General features: G+C 38.3%; 10 protein-coding genes, 6 pseudogenes and 1 other annotated feature. Of the genes and pseudogenes, 6 read left to right on the forward strand and 10 right to left on the reverse strand.

Annotated elements, in window-relative coordinates:
* Positions 1-829: 829 nt before the first annotated feature.
* Positions 830-1,063: pseudogene (locus FTU69_RS06490) on the forward strand (integrase core domain-containing protein); the annotation flags it as partial.
* Positions 1,064-1,085: 22 nt separating this feature from the next.
* On the opposite strand, the gene istB reads toward FTU69_RS06490, so the two are convergent.
* Together istB and istA are read right to left on the reverse strand one after the other, a co-directional pair.
* The gene (gene istB, locus FTU69_RS06495; RefSeq protein WP_180004306.1) at positions 1,086-1,859 is read right to left on the reverse strand and encodes an IS21-like element ISAba8 family helper ATPase IstB; all 774 of its coding nucleotides are present in this window, start codon (positions 1,857-1,859) and stop codon (positions 1,086-1,088) included.
* Positions 1,859-2,704 (reverse strand): annotated as a pseudogene (istA, locus tag FTU69_RS06500) (IS21-like element ISAba8 family transposase); the annotation flags it as partial. The gene istB and the pseudogene istA, both read right to left, overlap by 1 nt.
* On the opposite strand from istA, the pseudogene FTU69_RS06505 reads away from it, so the two are divergent.
* Positions 2,702-2,920: pseudogene (locus FTU69_RS06505) on the forward strand (IS66 family transposase); the annotation flags it as partial. The pseudogenes istA and FTU69_RS06505 sit on opposite strands and share 3 nt — an antisense overlap.
* A 370-nt stretch (positions 2,921-3,290) precedes the next feature.
* On the opposite strand, the gene FTU69_RS06510 reads toward FTU69_RS06505, so the two are convergent.
* From FTU69_RS06510 to FTU69_RS06545, 8 genes and pseudogenes are all read right to left on the reverse strand, one after another.
* Positions 3,291-3,566 carry a helix-turn-helix domain-containing protein gene (locus tag FTU69_RS06510; protein WP_016658816.1) on the reverse strand — a complete coding sequence of 92 codons (276 nt, stop codon included), beginning with the start codon at positions 3,564-3,566 and terminating at the stop codon, positions 3,291-3,293.
* Complete coding sequence (locus FTU69_RS06515) at positions 3,559-4,863, reverse strand: type II toxin-antitoxin system HipA family toxin (RefSeq protein WP_180004308.1); 1,305 nt, start codon at positions 4,861-4,863, stop codon at positions 3,559-3,561. Before FTU69_RS06515 ends, FTU69_RS06510 begins: the two co-directional genes overlap by 8 nt.
* Before the next feature lie 214 nt (positions 4,864-5,077).
* Positions 5,078-5,396: pseudogene (locus FTU69_RS06520) on the reverse strand (helix-turn-helix domain-containing protein); the annotation flags it as partial.
* A gap of 301 nt (positions 5,397-5,697) precedes the next feature.
* Positions 5,698-6,084, reverse strand: a complete 387-nt coding sequence (locus FTU69_RS06525; RefSeq protein WP_177155611.1) for a carboxymuconolactone decarboxylase family protein — start codon at positions 6,082-6,084, stop codon at positions 5,698-5,700.
* Positions 6,084-6,482, reverse strand: a pseudogene (locus FTU69_RS06530) (aldehyde dehydrogenase family protein); the annotation flags it as partial. The gene FTU69_RS06525 and the pseudogene FTU69_RS06530, both read right to left, overlap by 1 nt.
* Positions 6,483-6,744: 262 nt before the next feature.
* Positions 6,745-7,803, reverse strand: coding sequence for a 2,3-butanediol dehydrogenase (locus FTU69_RS06535; RefSeq protein ID WP_004281883.1), 1,059 nt, complete (start codon positions 7,801-7,803; stop codon positions 6,745-6,747).
* A 121-nt stretch (positions 7,804-7,924) separates the two neighbouring features.
* Positions 7,925-9,158, reverse strand: a pseudogene (locus FTU69_RS06540) (IS3 family transposase).
* Positions 8,767-8,883 (reverse strand) — a sequence feature (AL1L pseudoknot). Its footprint overlaps the pseudogene before it by 117 nt.
* Before the next feature lie 162 nt (positions 9,159-9,320).
* Complete coding sequence (locus tag FTU69_RS06545; RefSeq protein WP_127800989.1) at positions 9,321-10,493, reverse strand: replication initiation protein; 1,173 nt, start codon at positions 10,491-10,493, stop codon at positions 9,321-9,323.
* A gap of 856 nt (positions 10,494-11,349) precedes the next feature.
* Between FTU69_RS06545 and FTU69_RS06550 the strand changes: the two genes are divergently transcribed.
* The 4 genes from FTU69_RS06550 (at position 11,350) to tnpB (ending at position 14,194) form a co-directional block, all read left to right on the forward strand.
* On the forward strand, positions 11,350-12,129 hold the full coding sequence (locus FTU69_RS06550) for a ParA family protein (RefSeq protein WP_179990956.1): 780 nt from the start codon (positions 11,350-11,352) through the stop codon (positions 12,127-12,129).
* Between the two features lie 7 nt (positions 12,130-12,136).
* Positions 12,137-13,048, forward strand: coding sequence for a ParB/RepB/Spo0J family partition protein (locus FTU69_RS06555; RefSeq protein WP_119879449.1), 912 nt, complete (start codon positions 12,137-12,139; stop codon positions 13,046-13,048).
* A gap of 430 nt (positions 13,049-13,478) precedes the next feature.
* Positions 13,479-13,862: a transposase gene (locus tag FTU69_RS06560; protein WP_179990955.1), complete on the forward strand. Its 384-nt coding sequence runs from the start codon at positions 13,479-13,481 to the stop codon at positions 13,860-13,862.
* On the forward strand, positions 13,859-14,194 hold the full coding sequence (tnpB, locus tag FTU69_RS06565; protein WP_179990954.1) for an IS66 family insertion sequence element accessory protein TnpB: 336 nt from the start codon (positions 13,859-13,861) through the stop codon (positions 14,192-14,194). Before FTU69_RS06560 ends, tnpB begins: the two co-directional genes overlap by 4 nt.
* The last annotated feature ends 20 nt before the right edge of the window (positions 14,195-14,214 follow it).

Below are 14,214 nucleotides of genomic sequence, written 5' to 3' on the forward strand. Positions count from 1 at the left end.
ACAAAACATCTAACATAGTGTTTCTAAATTGTTTTCATGGTGAAATAATCACACTGTTTTCAGCACTTAAACTAAATATAGAATCTAGAAGCTTTTTCTAAAAACTTGGGATATTTGAGAATACATCCAATGACAGATAATCAAAAATTAGCTGATAATCCATCAGGTTTTTAATCCTCAAGGAATTTGATGTGTGCTGAATTATCAGGAGACTTTCCCTTGGGAGGGACGCCTAAAATCGGGAAAAAAGACGCCCGATTTTTTTACACACCATACGCCCCCTCCGGGATGCCATAAATCCAATTGAATTATAGAGTTAGATTCTTTTTTTCAAATCAAAGCTGTAGCAAAATGGTACTTAAAACACTGATTTTTAATAAAAATCTTTGCTAGAAGTAGCACTCATTTTTTAGTTTAAAAAAGCACTTTTAAAAAAAAGTTGCATGCTGTTGCATATTTTGGTTTAAGTTGTTGAAAGTAAATAAAATAAGTTTTAAACAAAAAAGTAACATTTTTAGTGCTTAAGTATTAAAAAAGCCCAACATCAAGTTGGGCTTATAGTCGAATTTCGAATAAGAGATTTTATGTTAAATAAAAAAGCTACCTCAATGGGTACTTAAGTTTTATACAATTGGACTAGTCCATTGCTTTAGCTCTATTTTCAATGAAGTCAATCTCATCCTGTGTCAAATTATATTTTTGATAAAGTTGTTGGTCAATCTCAGCAATAGATTTACTCCAATCAATATCAGAATTTATTGTGAAATCCTGCAGTGGTATATATGCCCATTTTAAGGGAGGATTATCTTGGGTAATTTTTAAAATTCCAGTCGGTACGACTGGTGATTCATACGATAATGCTTTGGCTGAAACAGTGAATGGCTTATACAAAACAGAGGTGATTGAATATCTAAAAGCAGATTGGCAAGGTTTAGCAGATGTACAACTTGCGACACTAAATTGGGTAGATTGGTTCAATAAAGAGCGTGTACATAGTGCACTAGGTTATGTTGTCAACGGCATTCTAAAATTGACCCCTTTTACCTTACAAATGGCAAAGTAAAATTGACCCCTTTGATCTCGTATTAAGTTTCAACCTGAGGCTGAATCCCAATTCTTTTTTTATCCTTTAAACGATAACTCTCACCCGATATTTGTACCACATGACAGTGATGCAGCAACCGATCTAACATCGCAGCGGTCAACGTAACATCATCCGCAAATGACTTAGACCATTGGCTAAAGGGTAAGTTACTCGTCAATATCGTACTGCCTTTTTCATAACGCTTGGCAATCACGTTAAAGAACAGATTCGCTTCTTCACGTCCAAACGGTAAATAACCAATTTCATCGATAATCAGTAACTTTGGTCCCAGTACCGCACGCTGCATATAGGTTTTCAATTTACCTTGCTGATAGGCTGTACTCAGTTGCAGCATTAAATCCGCTGCGGTAATGAACTTGATCTTAATGTTGTTCATGATGGCCTTATAGCCTAATGCCATAGATAAGTGCGTTTTTCCTACTCCGCTAGCCCCCAGAAACACCACATTTTCTGCTCTAGCAATAAAGCTCAGATTGAACAGTTCAATCACCTGTGATTTAGGGGCCCCTAGGGCATAATTAAAATCATAGTCTTCCAGGGTTTTGACTTGAGGCAGGCCTGAGAGTTTCATCAGTACCTGCTGACTGCGCTGTTGCTTGGCAGCATATTCATGCGTCAAGATCGCTTCAACAAAGTCGGCATAACTTCCATCTTGACCTAATGTTTGTTGTGCATGATGTGACCATTGTGATGCGATGGCAGGCAGATTGAGCTTTTGGCAAAGCTGCTCTATACGGTCGTATTGCAGATTCATCAGGAAACTCCCAGCAACTGGTCATATACCGATAAGGGATGCTGCAAACTCTCGTAGGGCATGACATGCTGTGCTGCTGCAACAGGTACAGTGCTAGAACCTGTATCTGATTGCGGTAATGGCGTAAATTTTTGCTGCTCCTGTTGCAGTCGAACAGCCGGTTTTTCTTGCGTGGTGGCATGAATCCGCTGATTGGCGGTTTCATGCAGCCACCGGCCAATGTGGGCATTGGCGACATCAACATCTAACAGTAAACCCGAAGTCTTCAGGCTTGCTTTCAATGGCACAATAAAGCTTGATTTGAGGTATCCATTAAAGCGTTCAACTTTGCCTTTGGTCTGTGCACGGTAGGGCTTACATACGCGAGGACGAAAGCTGTATTTCTTGGCGCAGTCGAGCAGTTTGGGGTTCCATTTATGCTGCCCCTCCTGATAGGCATCCCGTTCAATCATGATCGTTTTAGCGTTATCAAACAGGATTTCTTGAGGTACTCCTGCAAAAAACTGAAATGCATTTTCTAGACCATCGATCCATGCATCCGTACGTTCATGATCATAAAATTTCACGAAAGTCGCTCTGGAATACCCTAATGTTGCGACAAAAGCTTTTAAAGTCGTGTTGTTACGTCGAATCGTGGTGAAATCCACTTGCATTTGTTGGCCAGGTTGGGTTTCAAAACGAATGATCGGTTCCGGTTGAGCAACTGGTTTTAATGTTGCAAGATATTCCCTCAAGATCCTGATCTTTCCTGGATATCCCAACCCTAAAATTTCCTGGTAGAGCACAACAGCAGGAATCCATTCAGGATGAGCTGCGTTTACACGTTGGAGTAAATAGGGTTTATGCGACCTTGGGCCTTAGGGCGCAAGAACTGGCTGTTTGCAGGTTCGCTGCGCAGTGGTCAGCGAGCGGCAAACATCATGACTTTAATCCAGTCAGCAAAGCTGAATGGCTTGGATCCGTATGCCTATTTAAGTGATGTGCTGAAAAGGCTGCCGACGCATAAAGCGACCCAAATAGAAGAATTACTGCCACATCGCTGGAAATCCAACTCAAATTAAAAAATAGGCATGGGGTTCAGCGGACGCTTACGCTTTACAAGCCTGAACGATCTGCTGTTTAAATTCAGCACTGTATGTTCTTCGTTTTTTCGCAAGAGATGCGATGGATGTCTGATTATTTGTAGTCATAAATTTAAGTCCCCACTTGTTTCTAAGTGGGGACTAAATTAAGGCTTATAGGATGAATTCAGAAGGTGTGTTCAGCGGACGCTTACCGTTTTTTAGCAACAGGAGGTGTTGCTGAATATATATCCATGTTCATGGATTAAGTCCCCACTTGTTTTTAGGTGGGAACTAAATTAAGGCTTATAGGATCGCTTGGTAAGGCTGTGTTAGCCGGATGCTTACCTTTGAATTAATAACTTTTAACTCAATATCTAATAACAATCTTTAAACCAAAGGTGCTTAGGAGTTTCATCATAGATTCCAAAGTCGGATTACTATTGGGCTGTTCCATTTTTTGCAAAGTTTGGGGTGCTATTTTTGTGATTTTAGCCATTTCATTTAAAGTCAAATGAAGCTCAGTTCGGATATAACGAGCAACCTTGTAAAATGGCCAGTCAGGATTTTGATTAATCGTCTCCAATATTTCTTGGCGCTTTCTTAACTGCTCAATTGCCGTCATAGGTTTATAGCGCTTATCCACGTGCTAACTCCTGAATCTGCTGGCATATATTTTCAATCCGGTACTGACTATTTTGCAAAATCTCCTGAGAGATCTGCAATTTGTTCATTTCGGCCATCAATCCTCGATAGAGGGGTAATTGCTTGACTAACTCTGCCTGAATTTCATGATGTTCAATACCAGTTTTCGCTGTGACTTGTTCAATCACTGAACGCCAAATTGGCATACCACCATGATCATCTTTTTCCCAACGAGTCGTTCGTGCGATACCATCAGGATGTAACCACATCGGTGCAAAATCGTAGAGTGGAGTCAGTTGTATAATGCCATTATTCAAGCGTTGTATCGCTGTATTGCGGCTATGATTATCTTTATTGCCTAAGGCAACATTGGCCAAATCACGTTTAAGATATTCGAAGATCTCCTCTTTCGGATGACTACAACACTGTGTGAGTAATTCACAGATTTGATTATGAGTCATCCTAATACCAAAACCAGCTTTTCCACTTAGAGATGCAAGACTTTCCTGTGCAATACGCTGGACTTTTCCATCCTGTACGTAGCGATCAAATCTTGGAATAAACAGGGTTTTACCATGTAATTGTAATTCCTCATGTACGCGTAAACCCAAATAATGAGCAATTTTCATATAGTGTGCTTCATTAGTTAAAATTTTATTCAGGCTTTCGTCACTACCACGACTGAACTTCACTAACCAATGTTTTTTTACCTGATGATCTGCAAGTGTGTGATCTAAATAAAATAGGTCATCATGTCCTTGGGAGAGGAGTAGCTTTGGCCATTCACCTTGAACACCTGAAGAGCCGGCAATGAATAAGCCATAAGAGGCGAGCGATTCAATGAAGTGCTCTTTTCGTTCTATAATCTCACTTAGGCTAAAGCCTATATTTTGATCAGTCGGAAAGCTCCTTTGCAGCCACTCATGAGCTTCTTTAATACGTAAATGTCCAATCGGGTTGCCAGCTCCAGCTTTTAAAAGTGCCCAATCTGCTTGTTCTTGTGCATTTTCACTGTAATTTAGTTGTCTTAATAATTCTTTACGACCATAGCCCTGTGGAAGTAAATCCATTAAGAAAGCAGGCCAAGTTTCATTAATTTTATTTTGTACATTCACAGGAAAATGATAGGCGAGTGCATGGCCATCATGTAAGTCCATATAAGAAATTGCATATTCAAATAAATATGAAGTACGAGTTGGTGTTTGCCAACCATGCTCATTTTCACCCATCAACTCAACAATTGCACAGTCAAGCCACTGGTCATCCTGATAAATTTGAATGGTACAATATTTACTCATAACTTTATTAAAATAGTAAAATATATTAAATATTCTTATTATATACCTATTTTAATAAAATAATATTAATTATCTTTCTATTTGCTTGTTAGCCAGTATATTTCTACATGGGAATAACAAGTCATGTGAGTTGATCTCACCGGCTGCTATAGTTTGAGGCAACATCGTCAATAAACATTAGCAGACTACATTTATCAGCATGTCCTTCAAATTAATCATGATATGAGCCGTTAATAAGTCAGCTGCAATCATCCAAGAATGCGGTGTTTTCGTTAAAATATTGAATCCATGAATGCTGGTCAGCTTTTCATGCACTAGATTCAGCCACTTGAGTCTAAAAGGAGCTTGGAATTACAGGTTTGACCATGTGCAGTAGGAGCTGATGCAGATGGACCTTGAGCTTTATATTTTTTCAGTAAGCGTCTGATCTGGCGTTCTGAAATGTGAAGTAGCTGAGCAGCCTGAGATTGGGTGATGCGTTGATCACAGATTTCTTGCAAGACCGACAATCGTTTAAGTTCTTTATCCGACATAAACACCAACATATCAAACCGTACGCTTCGATAATCGCAAAAGCGAGTATTCTTTACTTTGGAGAAACCGGACATTTCTATTTTGGAGTTACAAATGTTGTTGCTGTACTTCGTATAACATTGATTATGTTAAATTGATATCAAGTGGCAAAATTTTCATTAATTTTGATATATGGTAATGATTTACTCACTTTAATTGTCAATATTTCTTATGCTGAAAGTATTCATAGGTTTCAATCGCAAATAGAATAACCGCATTTAATAATGCGGTTATAATTTTAACCTTTGATTGGTAAAATTTTTAAATATTTTCCTGTTCATATTCTAAAATTGCTTCTTTTGCAATACGGAAACTATCTACAGCAGCTGGCACGCCACAGTAAATTGCTACTTGCAAGAGTACTTCTCGAATTTTGTCTTTAGGCACGCCATTACGTAAAGCTCCTTTAACATGTAGCTTCAATTCATGCGGACGGTTTAAGGCTGATATCATAGCCAGATTAATTAGACTACGTTCAGGTTTGCTCAGTTCTTCACGTCCCCAGACCGCCCCCCAACAATACTCCGTGACCAGTTCCTGTAAAGGTAAGTTAAAATCATCAGCATTGTTGATCGAATTATTGACATAAGCTTCGCCAAGCACCTGTTTACGAATCGCTAAACCTTTTTCAAATTTTTCATTACTCATTAGCCTAATCCTCCAAATAAGGTGTATTTGATTTCGAGATAATCTTCAATGCCATATTTTGAGCCTTCGCGCCCTAAACCTGACTGTTTAATTCCACCAAACGGTGCAACCTCATTTGAAATCAAGCCTTTATTAATTCCAACCATACCGTACTCGAGTTGTTCACTCATGCGCCACGCACGACCTAAATCTTGTGTGTAGCAGTAAGCAGCTAAACCAAATTCTGTGGCATTGGCCATCTCAATTGCTTGTTGCTCAGTTTCGAACTTAAAAATTGCAGCTAATGGTCCAAAAGTTTCTTGAGTTGCAACATCCATCTCTGCAGTTACATCGGCAATAATGGTCGGTTCGTAAAATAACTCACCAGCGCTGTGTTGTTTTCCACCTGCAACGGCTTTGTTGCACAAAGATTTCATAACTATATGATTTTAAAAGTTTTGATTATTTTTTGATCTAAAATTAAATCTATTTAAATCAGATGCTTACATATTTATGCAACAAAGCCTTATATCTTTACTAGGCTCTATGATCAAAATCATACTGGCACTCAACACTGTAAATTTGAGAATGAATCTGTACGTACAGACTCATTCTCTATCGATAAAGATATTAGAAATAGCTACATAGAGTTTATTTCTAGCTTATTCAAATTAGGCTTTACTATGGATGAACAATAATTTTTACAGCAGACTCATTATTATGAATCAGCGTTTCAAAGCCTTTAGAAACAAGATCATCTAATGCAATACGTTGGGTAATAAAAGGTTCTAGATTAATCTTACCTTGCTCGACTAAACGGATGGTTTCCTGATGGTCATTGACATAAGCAATCGTTCCACGAATATCGAGCTCTTTCATGACCACACTATGCACATTAATTGTGGCAGGATGGCTCCAAATAGAAACGATAACGACTACACCAGTTGGTTTCATTGCTGCAACGAGTGTATCCATGACTTTATTGACACTACTACATTCAAAAGCGACATCTACACCGCGGTCTTCTGTAATTTTCATTACCTCAGCAACTACATCAACCTTAGATGGGTCTAGTACATAATCGGCAACACCCGCTTCTATCGCTTTTTCTTTACGTTTTGCACTCAGTTCAGTAATGATAACCGTGAGACCTTTAGCCTTTAAAATAGCAGATAAAAGTAAGCCTATTGGGCCTGCTCCACCAACCAGTGCGATATCGCCAGCTTTTGCGCCACTTCTGACATAGGCATGATGACCGACAGATAAAGGTTCTATCAATGCTGCTTGGTCTAAAGGAATATCATTTGAAATAGGATGTACCCAACGCCGCTGAACTGCAATTTTTTCAGAAAGACCACCACCGCGTCCGCCTAAACCAATAAAGTTCATATTTTTTGATAAATGATACTTATCATTGGGGCCAGTCGGCACATCGTCAGCAATAATGTAGGGTTCAACTACGACATGTTGCCCAATTTGGATATCATCTACACCCTCTCCAACTGCATAAACCACGCCTGAAAATTCATGTCCCATTGTTACAGGTGCAGATTCTCCCGAAATTGGGTGTGGGTGACCACAAGGTGGAATAAAAATAGGACCTTCCATGAATTCATGTAAATCCGTACCGCAAATACCACACCACGCAACTTGAATTCCAACTGTGCCTGGAAGTACTTTCGGTTCAGGGATATCTTCAATTCGAATATCCCCTCGGTCATAAAAACGAGCTGCTTTCATTTTGTATTCCTTATATTGATGTTAACGGTAAACCATTCCACCATCTGTCAAAATAGACTGACCTGTAATGTAGTTTGTGAACTGAACCGTACCGGGTTTGTCGGAGACTTTTTTATTTAAGTTAGGCCACCTGACCTAACGGGTTAATCTTATCATAGTACATTGCTTCAAACTCAAAAGGTGATACATAACCCAGTGCACTGTGTACACGCTCTTTATTGAACCAATCTACCCAGTTTAGTGTCGCAAGTTGTACATCTGCTAAACCTTGCCAATCCGCTTTTAAATATTCAATCACCTCTGTTTTGTATAAGCCATTCACCGTTTCAGCCAAAGCATTATCGTATGAATCACCGGTCGTACCGACTGATGCTCGTAAATTTGCTGCTTCTAAACGATTGGTATAACGAATGGAAAGATATTGCACGCCTCTGTCACTATGATGAATCACGTTCTTTGGCATGCCTCGATCATGCAATGCTTGCTCCAGTGCATCGAGCACCATATCTGTATTCATACGTGTTGATACTTTCCATCCAACAATTGCTCGCGAGAACACATCAATAATAAAGGCGGTATAGACCCAGCCTGAATGAGTTTGAATATACGTGAAGTCAGCGACCTGAGAAGCATTGCTTCGCAAGGGTCAGGATGATCTGCATTAAAATTGCGTTTTACTAAGTCATCTGCTCGTTTTTGATCATCTCGGCTACGGGTGGTTTGTTTATTCTTACCACGCCAAACACCTTGTATACCTAGCTTCTGCATCAATCGAGCAACTGTACAACGTGCGATAACATAACCTTCACGTTTCAATTGTTGCCAGACCTTACGCACACCATATCGACCTAAACTTTCTTTCCAAATACGTTTGATTTGCTCTGCATGATATAAATCATGCAGAGCACGTTTCGCTCGATGTTCTGGGTTATCAACGAGATCTAAAGCCCGATAATAGGTCGAAGCTGCAATCGGTAAAATTCTACAAATCGCTTCAACACCATATCGATCTTTATTGTTCTGGATAAAATCCACCATTATTTGTGTGGGCGGTCGAGCTCCGCCTGGGCGAAAAAAGCGGCTGCTTTACGTAGAATTTCATTGGCACGTTTTAATTCTTTAATTTCACGTTCCATTTGCTTCATTTTTTCTTGGTCAGATATCTGTTGTACTTTGGCAGGATTTAGTTGATCCATATGCTTTAAATACCAAACACGCAATGTTTCAGGAGTACAACCAATCTTAGGTGCAATAGCTGTGATTGCAGCCCAAGTAGAAGGATAATCTTTTTCAGATTCAATCAATAATTGAACCGCTCTTTCTCTGATTTCAGGGGTATATTTTGGTTTTGTCATTGGAACATTCTCTCAAGAAAGTTGGTCTCCGACAAACCCGGTACGGTTCAGTCTCAATTTTCACACTTTATGCAACAGAGTCGTTTTTATCCTAAGGTCCTTACCACTTGTATTCTTTACGAACATATATCTAAAAAGTGTAGCAAGTTGCTACACTTTTCGCTAGATCAACTCTTTACCAAAAATATCATTCAGTCTTTCACGAATACTATGGACGAATTCCGGATTACTTTTAAGTTTATGCTTCATATTTCGTTTAAAGTCATTCAACCCCATACCAATTTCAGCAAAATCCATTTGGAATAAAGTGTCATTAATGACAATATTTGCTTGAGAGTCAGTGAGGCATCCTACTTTTTTAAACCACTTCTTGAACTGCTGATAATTTTCATCATTATTAAAAATATACCAAGAACGTACATTCATATCGAATTTAGCCCCTAATTCTTTTACGGATGCATTGTCTTCAAATGGAACATCAAGATAGATTTTTTCAATCACTGCAAATTCATCCAGTGCCTTATCAGCAATCCGATGATGCAGTTTAAAATTCACACCTACAATTGGACGGCCTTTCTTAACGGTTTCATACTCTAACTGTAGATCTGTATTTTCGTTAATTTCTGCCACTATTTTGTCTAATACATAGCGTCTAAAATCTACCCAGCGATCATATTTGGTTTCATTAATATCAATCAGTGCTTTCAAGTTTTCTAAAAGTAATGGCACTTCATAACTCTTTTGATTGGCGTACTTAAATTCGTTTTTAATGAAATAAGTATAAAGACTCATACTGGCAACAGAATCTAGGGCAAAAAGATGTTTTAGCTGATAGGTAGTAAAATTACCCCCAGCCAGTTGAGTGAAATACGGCAACACCTCACTGGTAAAACGAATCTGAATCGCATTTTTAGAATCATCTTCCCATCTTAACTCACGGATAATGGGAACGACAGAATGTACTTTTTTAGTCTTTCTCTTACCATTATCAGCTGGCTCCTCAATAATAAAATGAGCTACCCGGGATGAAAGCTCTTTATAAATCCGATCTATTGCAACATTAATTGAATTACGTTTATTTAATCCTAGTAAATCTGCCAAATCATCCTTATACAAATAAATATAAGTTTGTTCGGTAATTTCACCATCTACCCTATTTTTCTCACTATAATTCGCAACCGCCATTGCATATAAAAGTGCCTTATATTCATTGGCTGATAATTCGATTGGGCGAATTAAACGGTTACTGGTACTGACAACGCCATTATGGCGAATGTTGCCTATACAGTAAGGAATATAATTCGATTCTTCTTGCAATGGTTCAGATTCTGTCATAACCGTGATATTTATAATTTAACTTAGTTTTTATATACAAAAGTGGAAAAACTTTCAAGACTTTCACCACAATATTCTAAAAGTGGAAAGTTTGTCATCAAAAAGAAGCATTTTAGCCGATTTCCTGCACTTAAAGTGGAATTAATTATAATCTTTCCACCCCATGATGACAGACCTTCCACCTTTAGTCTCGAAATTACAGTTCAGAAGGTCTATTTTTACTTTTTTCATTCAGGTCTAGTTAGGTTAAGTCAGATAAAAACCCTGATGTGACAAGGCTTCCACCTTTTTGTTAGATTTAAAAGGTATAACTGCACATATAATCATCAGGAAATATCCAATAAAAACAGATTATCCACAGGTTAAGAAGATACAGTGACAATCTTTCCACCTTTAAAGCTTAGTTATGAGACTTTATTAACAGCTTAAATATTTGTTTTTTAAATTATTTTTAAATAAAAATAGCAGTTATAAAAATAGTAGTGACAAACCTTCCACCCTAGTGACAGACCTTCCACTTTATAGTGACAAACCTTCCACTTTATAGTGACAGACCTTCCACTTTACGGTGACAGACCTTCCACTTTATAGTGACAAACCTTCCACTTTATAGTGACAAACCTTCCACTTTTAAAGTTACAAGCACTTGTTTTATATAATAAAAATATGATCCTAATTATTAATTAGCTAAATAACTAATTATTCTAATTTTTAATTAAGCTAGCTTAGTTAAAAATTTATTTTTTAAGTTGTTTTACAGCTGAATAAATAGGATTTATAAATTTAAAAACTATAGTAAGATGAATGAAAGTTATTTATATTACTAAACATTGAAATAAGGAAGCATCTGACACGCATGTCTGCAAAAATTATTACTGTTGCTAACCATAAAGGCGGATGTGGCAAAACAACGACTGTTGTACACCTAGCCTCAGAACTTGCCAATCTTGGCTACAAAGTTTTAGTCATTGATTTAGATCCTCAAGCAAACGCAAGTTTACACATTGGGATCCAACATCCAAGCGAAATTGCTGTCACTACAGCAGAATTACTAGTGGGCGATATTTCGTTGTTGGCAGATGCATTACAAGAAGAAACGAACTTTGAAAAAGTATCATTAATTTATGGTTCCTTAAATTTAGGAAAAACTGAAGATCAACTAAAAGAAGAAGCTCCCCGTCCTTCTGAAGAGTTAAATATCAAGTTAAAACTATTAAAAGATCTTTATGATTTTATATTGATCGACTGTCCACCTAGCCTTAAATTATTAACAAGCAATGCCTTGGCATCTTCAACACATGTCATTATCCCTATCGAATCAGGATCACAATATGGATTGTATGGGGTAACAGATCTTTTAAATCATCTTGAAAAAATCAAACGTATTAATCCAGATTTAGAGCTTTTAGGCGCTTTACTAATTAAGCATGATGAACGTCAGAATGTCTGTAAGCTGATTCGGGATGAAGCCTTGAAACAGGTAGGTAAAATTTTAGAAACCACAATTCCTCAAAGTACTAAAGTCAATCAAGCAGCGATTCTGCAACAACCACTTTTGAAAGTAGAAAAAAATTCAAAAGTACGTAAGGCTTTTGAAAGCCTTGCCAATGAAATTGTAGTGAAAATTAAAACCTGAGAGCATTATGGCAAGCACCAAAGAGCTTTTAGCTCAGAAACTGAAACAGAATACAGAAAAACATCAGCAAGCACAGAAAGACAATATTAAAGAGCCGAAAGAGTTTAGACGTAATGTCCCTATTGAGGATATCAGCCGAAGTCCAAACCAGCCGCGTAAAATATTTGAAGAGTCACAGTTAAAAGAACTGGCGGATTCTATTAATGAAATCGGCCTTTTGCAGCCCATTACAGTGCGTAAACTGGATAATCTGAAATATGAACTGATTGCAGGCGAGCGACGCTTACGGGCACATCAATTACTCGGAAAGTCTGTGATTGAAGCCATTATAATTGATGCAAATAATGTAGAAGCATCTTTGTTAACCCTGGCAGAGAATTTAAAGCGTCAGGATCTGACAGATTATGAGATTTTTATTGGCCTGAACTCACTTGATGAGAAATTAAAGAAAAACAAGCAACGTTTAGCCAATTCACTGGGTTTAAATCGCGAAGATATGTACAAGTATTTAGCATACGAAAAACTGCCGCAAGCAATTTTAAATGACCTTGATGTGGAACCAGGCTTGCTAGGCCGTACTGCTGCAACTGCATTCAAAAAATTTCTATCGGATCATCTTGAACAACTCTCTGAAGCCGAAGTGGCCTTACTCGGAGCTTGGGAAAAATTAAAAGACAAAAAACTCGAGCAAAGCAAAGTTACTACTTATGCTGAAAAACTATTGAGTCAGAATCCAGAAAAACTGACCACAACATCCGTGGTCAGAAAAATTGAATATGCCGGTAAGATTGCGGGGAATATCAAACTGAATCAAAAACAGCTTAAGGTTTCTCTGAATATCTCGGAAATTGACGAAGCCAGTCTCTTACAATTAGAAGATTTCTTAAAACAGCTGATTCAAAAAAGCGAAAAAGTGTAGCAAGTTGCTACACTTTCTTAGCACCCTGAAACTAATTACATCCTCATGCATTATTGAAATTTATTTTCTTAAGTATGCTTCTTTACATTTGGTCTTTGAGAGTACTGTTACTTCGGACTGAGATTAAATTCTGCCTTTCTTCTTGTGGAGTAGTTTTATATTTATCCGGAAATATTATATATGTCCATATAAGCACTCCCAGTTTTCAGGTTTTGTATCAAAATAATCAATTCTTATCAGATTTTTCGATAGGGAAGTATATGTGCTGGTGGAACATAAATAATTTGGTGGTGTTTCAAAAGGTATGCTGCCGTTAAAAAAATACGTTATTAAGGTAAAAGAAAGTAAGCATCCAGCTAACACAGCCTTACCAAGCGATCCTATAAGCCTTAATTTAGTTCCCACCTAAAAACAAGTGGGGACTTAATCTATGAACATGGATATATATTCAGCAACACCTCCTGTTGCTAAAAAACGCAGAACATACAGCAAAGAATTCAAATTCAGTATTGTCAATGCCTGCAAAAATCCTAATACCTCGATCGCTTCGGTCGCACTGCAACATAGTATTAATGCCAACCTTGTCAGTCGTTGGATCAGGATCTTCAGCCATCATGATGGTGCCGTGCAGGATCCTACTCATGTGAATCCAGCATTTATTGCTTTGCCTTACACTGCTGCAATCAGCCAACCTATTGATGAGAGGATCACGTTGTGTATCACCGTGCCTCATACGAATAATGATATTCAGCTAAAATGGCAGACATCAGAAATACCTGCCTTGGCAGAATTACTCAAGGCACTGGCAACATGATCCGTATCAATGAAATTTGGCTCTCTACCCAGCCCATGGACATGCGTGCAGGTATGGATACGACCATGGCTCAGGTGGTGAGAGCCTTTGGCTACATCAAACCGCATTGCGCCTACCTGTTCTGTAATAAACGTGGTCATCGTATGAAAGTGCTGGTACATGATGGACTGGGCATCTGGCTGTGTGCCAGGCGGCTGGAACAGGGAAAATTCCACTGGGCTCAAGTTCACCAAGGTGAAACCGTGGTCCTCAACCCGGAACAGTTACAGGCATTAATCCAGGGTTTGCCCTGGCAGCGCATTGGACGACAGCAAGTGGTAACAATGCTCTAAACCAAGCTCGGCTATTCTGC

The sequence above is a fragment of the Acinetobacter sp. YH12134 genome, assembly GCF_013418555.1.
GTDB lineage: Bacteria > Pseudomonadota > Gammaproteobacteria > Pseudomonadales > Moraxellaceae > Acinetobacter > Acinetobacter indicus.

What these genes read in the sequence shown, in the direction of transcription:
- FTU69_RS06555 (WP_119879449.1), top strand. Translation starts at nt 12,137, where the DNA reads ATGGCAAGCACCAAAGAGCTTTTAGCTCAGAAACTGAAACAGAATACA.
- FTU69_RS06525 (WP_177155611.1), bottom strand. Translation starts at nt 6,084, where the DNA reads ATGAGTAATGAAAAATTTGAAAAAGGTTTAGCGATTCGTAAACAGGTG.
- FTU69_RS06560 (WP_179990955.1), top strand. Translation starts at nt 13,479, where the DNA reads ATGAACATGGATATATATTCAGCAACACCTCCTGTTGCTAAAAAACGC.
- FTU69_RS06535 (WP_004281883.1), bottom strand. Translation starts at nt 7,803, where the DNA reads ATGAAAGCAGCTCGTTTTTATGACCGAGGGGATATTCGAATTGAAGAT.
- FTU69_RS06550 (WP_179990956.1), top strand. Translation starts at nt 11,350, where the DNA reads ATGTCTGCAAAAATTATTACTGTTGCTAACCATAAAGGCGGATGTGGC.
- tnpB (WP_179990954.1), top strand. Translation starts at nt 13,859, where the DNA reads ATGATCCGTATCAATGAAATTTGGCTCTCTACCCAGCCCATGGACATG.
- FTU69_RS06515 (WP_180004308.1), bottom strand. Translation starts at nt 4,863, where the DNA reads ATGAGTAAATATTGTACCATTCAAATTTATCAGGATGACCAGTGGCTT.
- FTU69_RS06545 (WP_127800989.1), bottom strand. Translation starts at nt 10,493, where the DNA reads ATGACAGAATCTGAACCATTGCAAGAAGAATCGAATTATATTCCTTAC.
- istB (WP_180004306.1), bottom strand. Translation starts at nt 1,859, where the DNA reads ATGAATCTGCAATACGACCGTATAGAGCAGCTTTGCCAAAAGCTCAAT.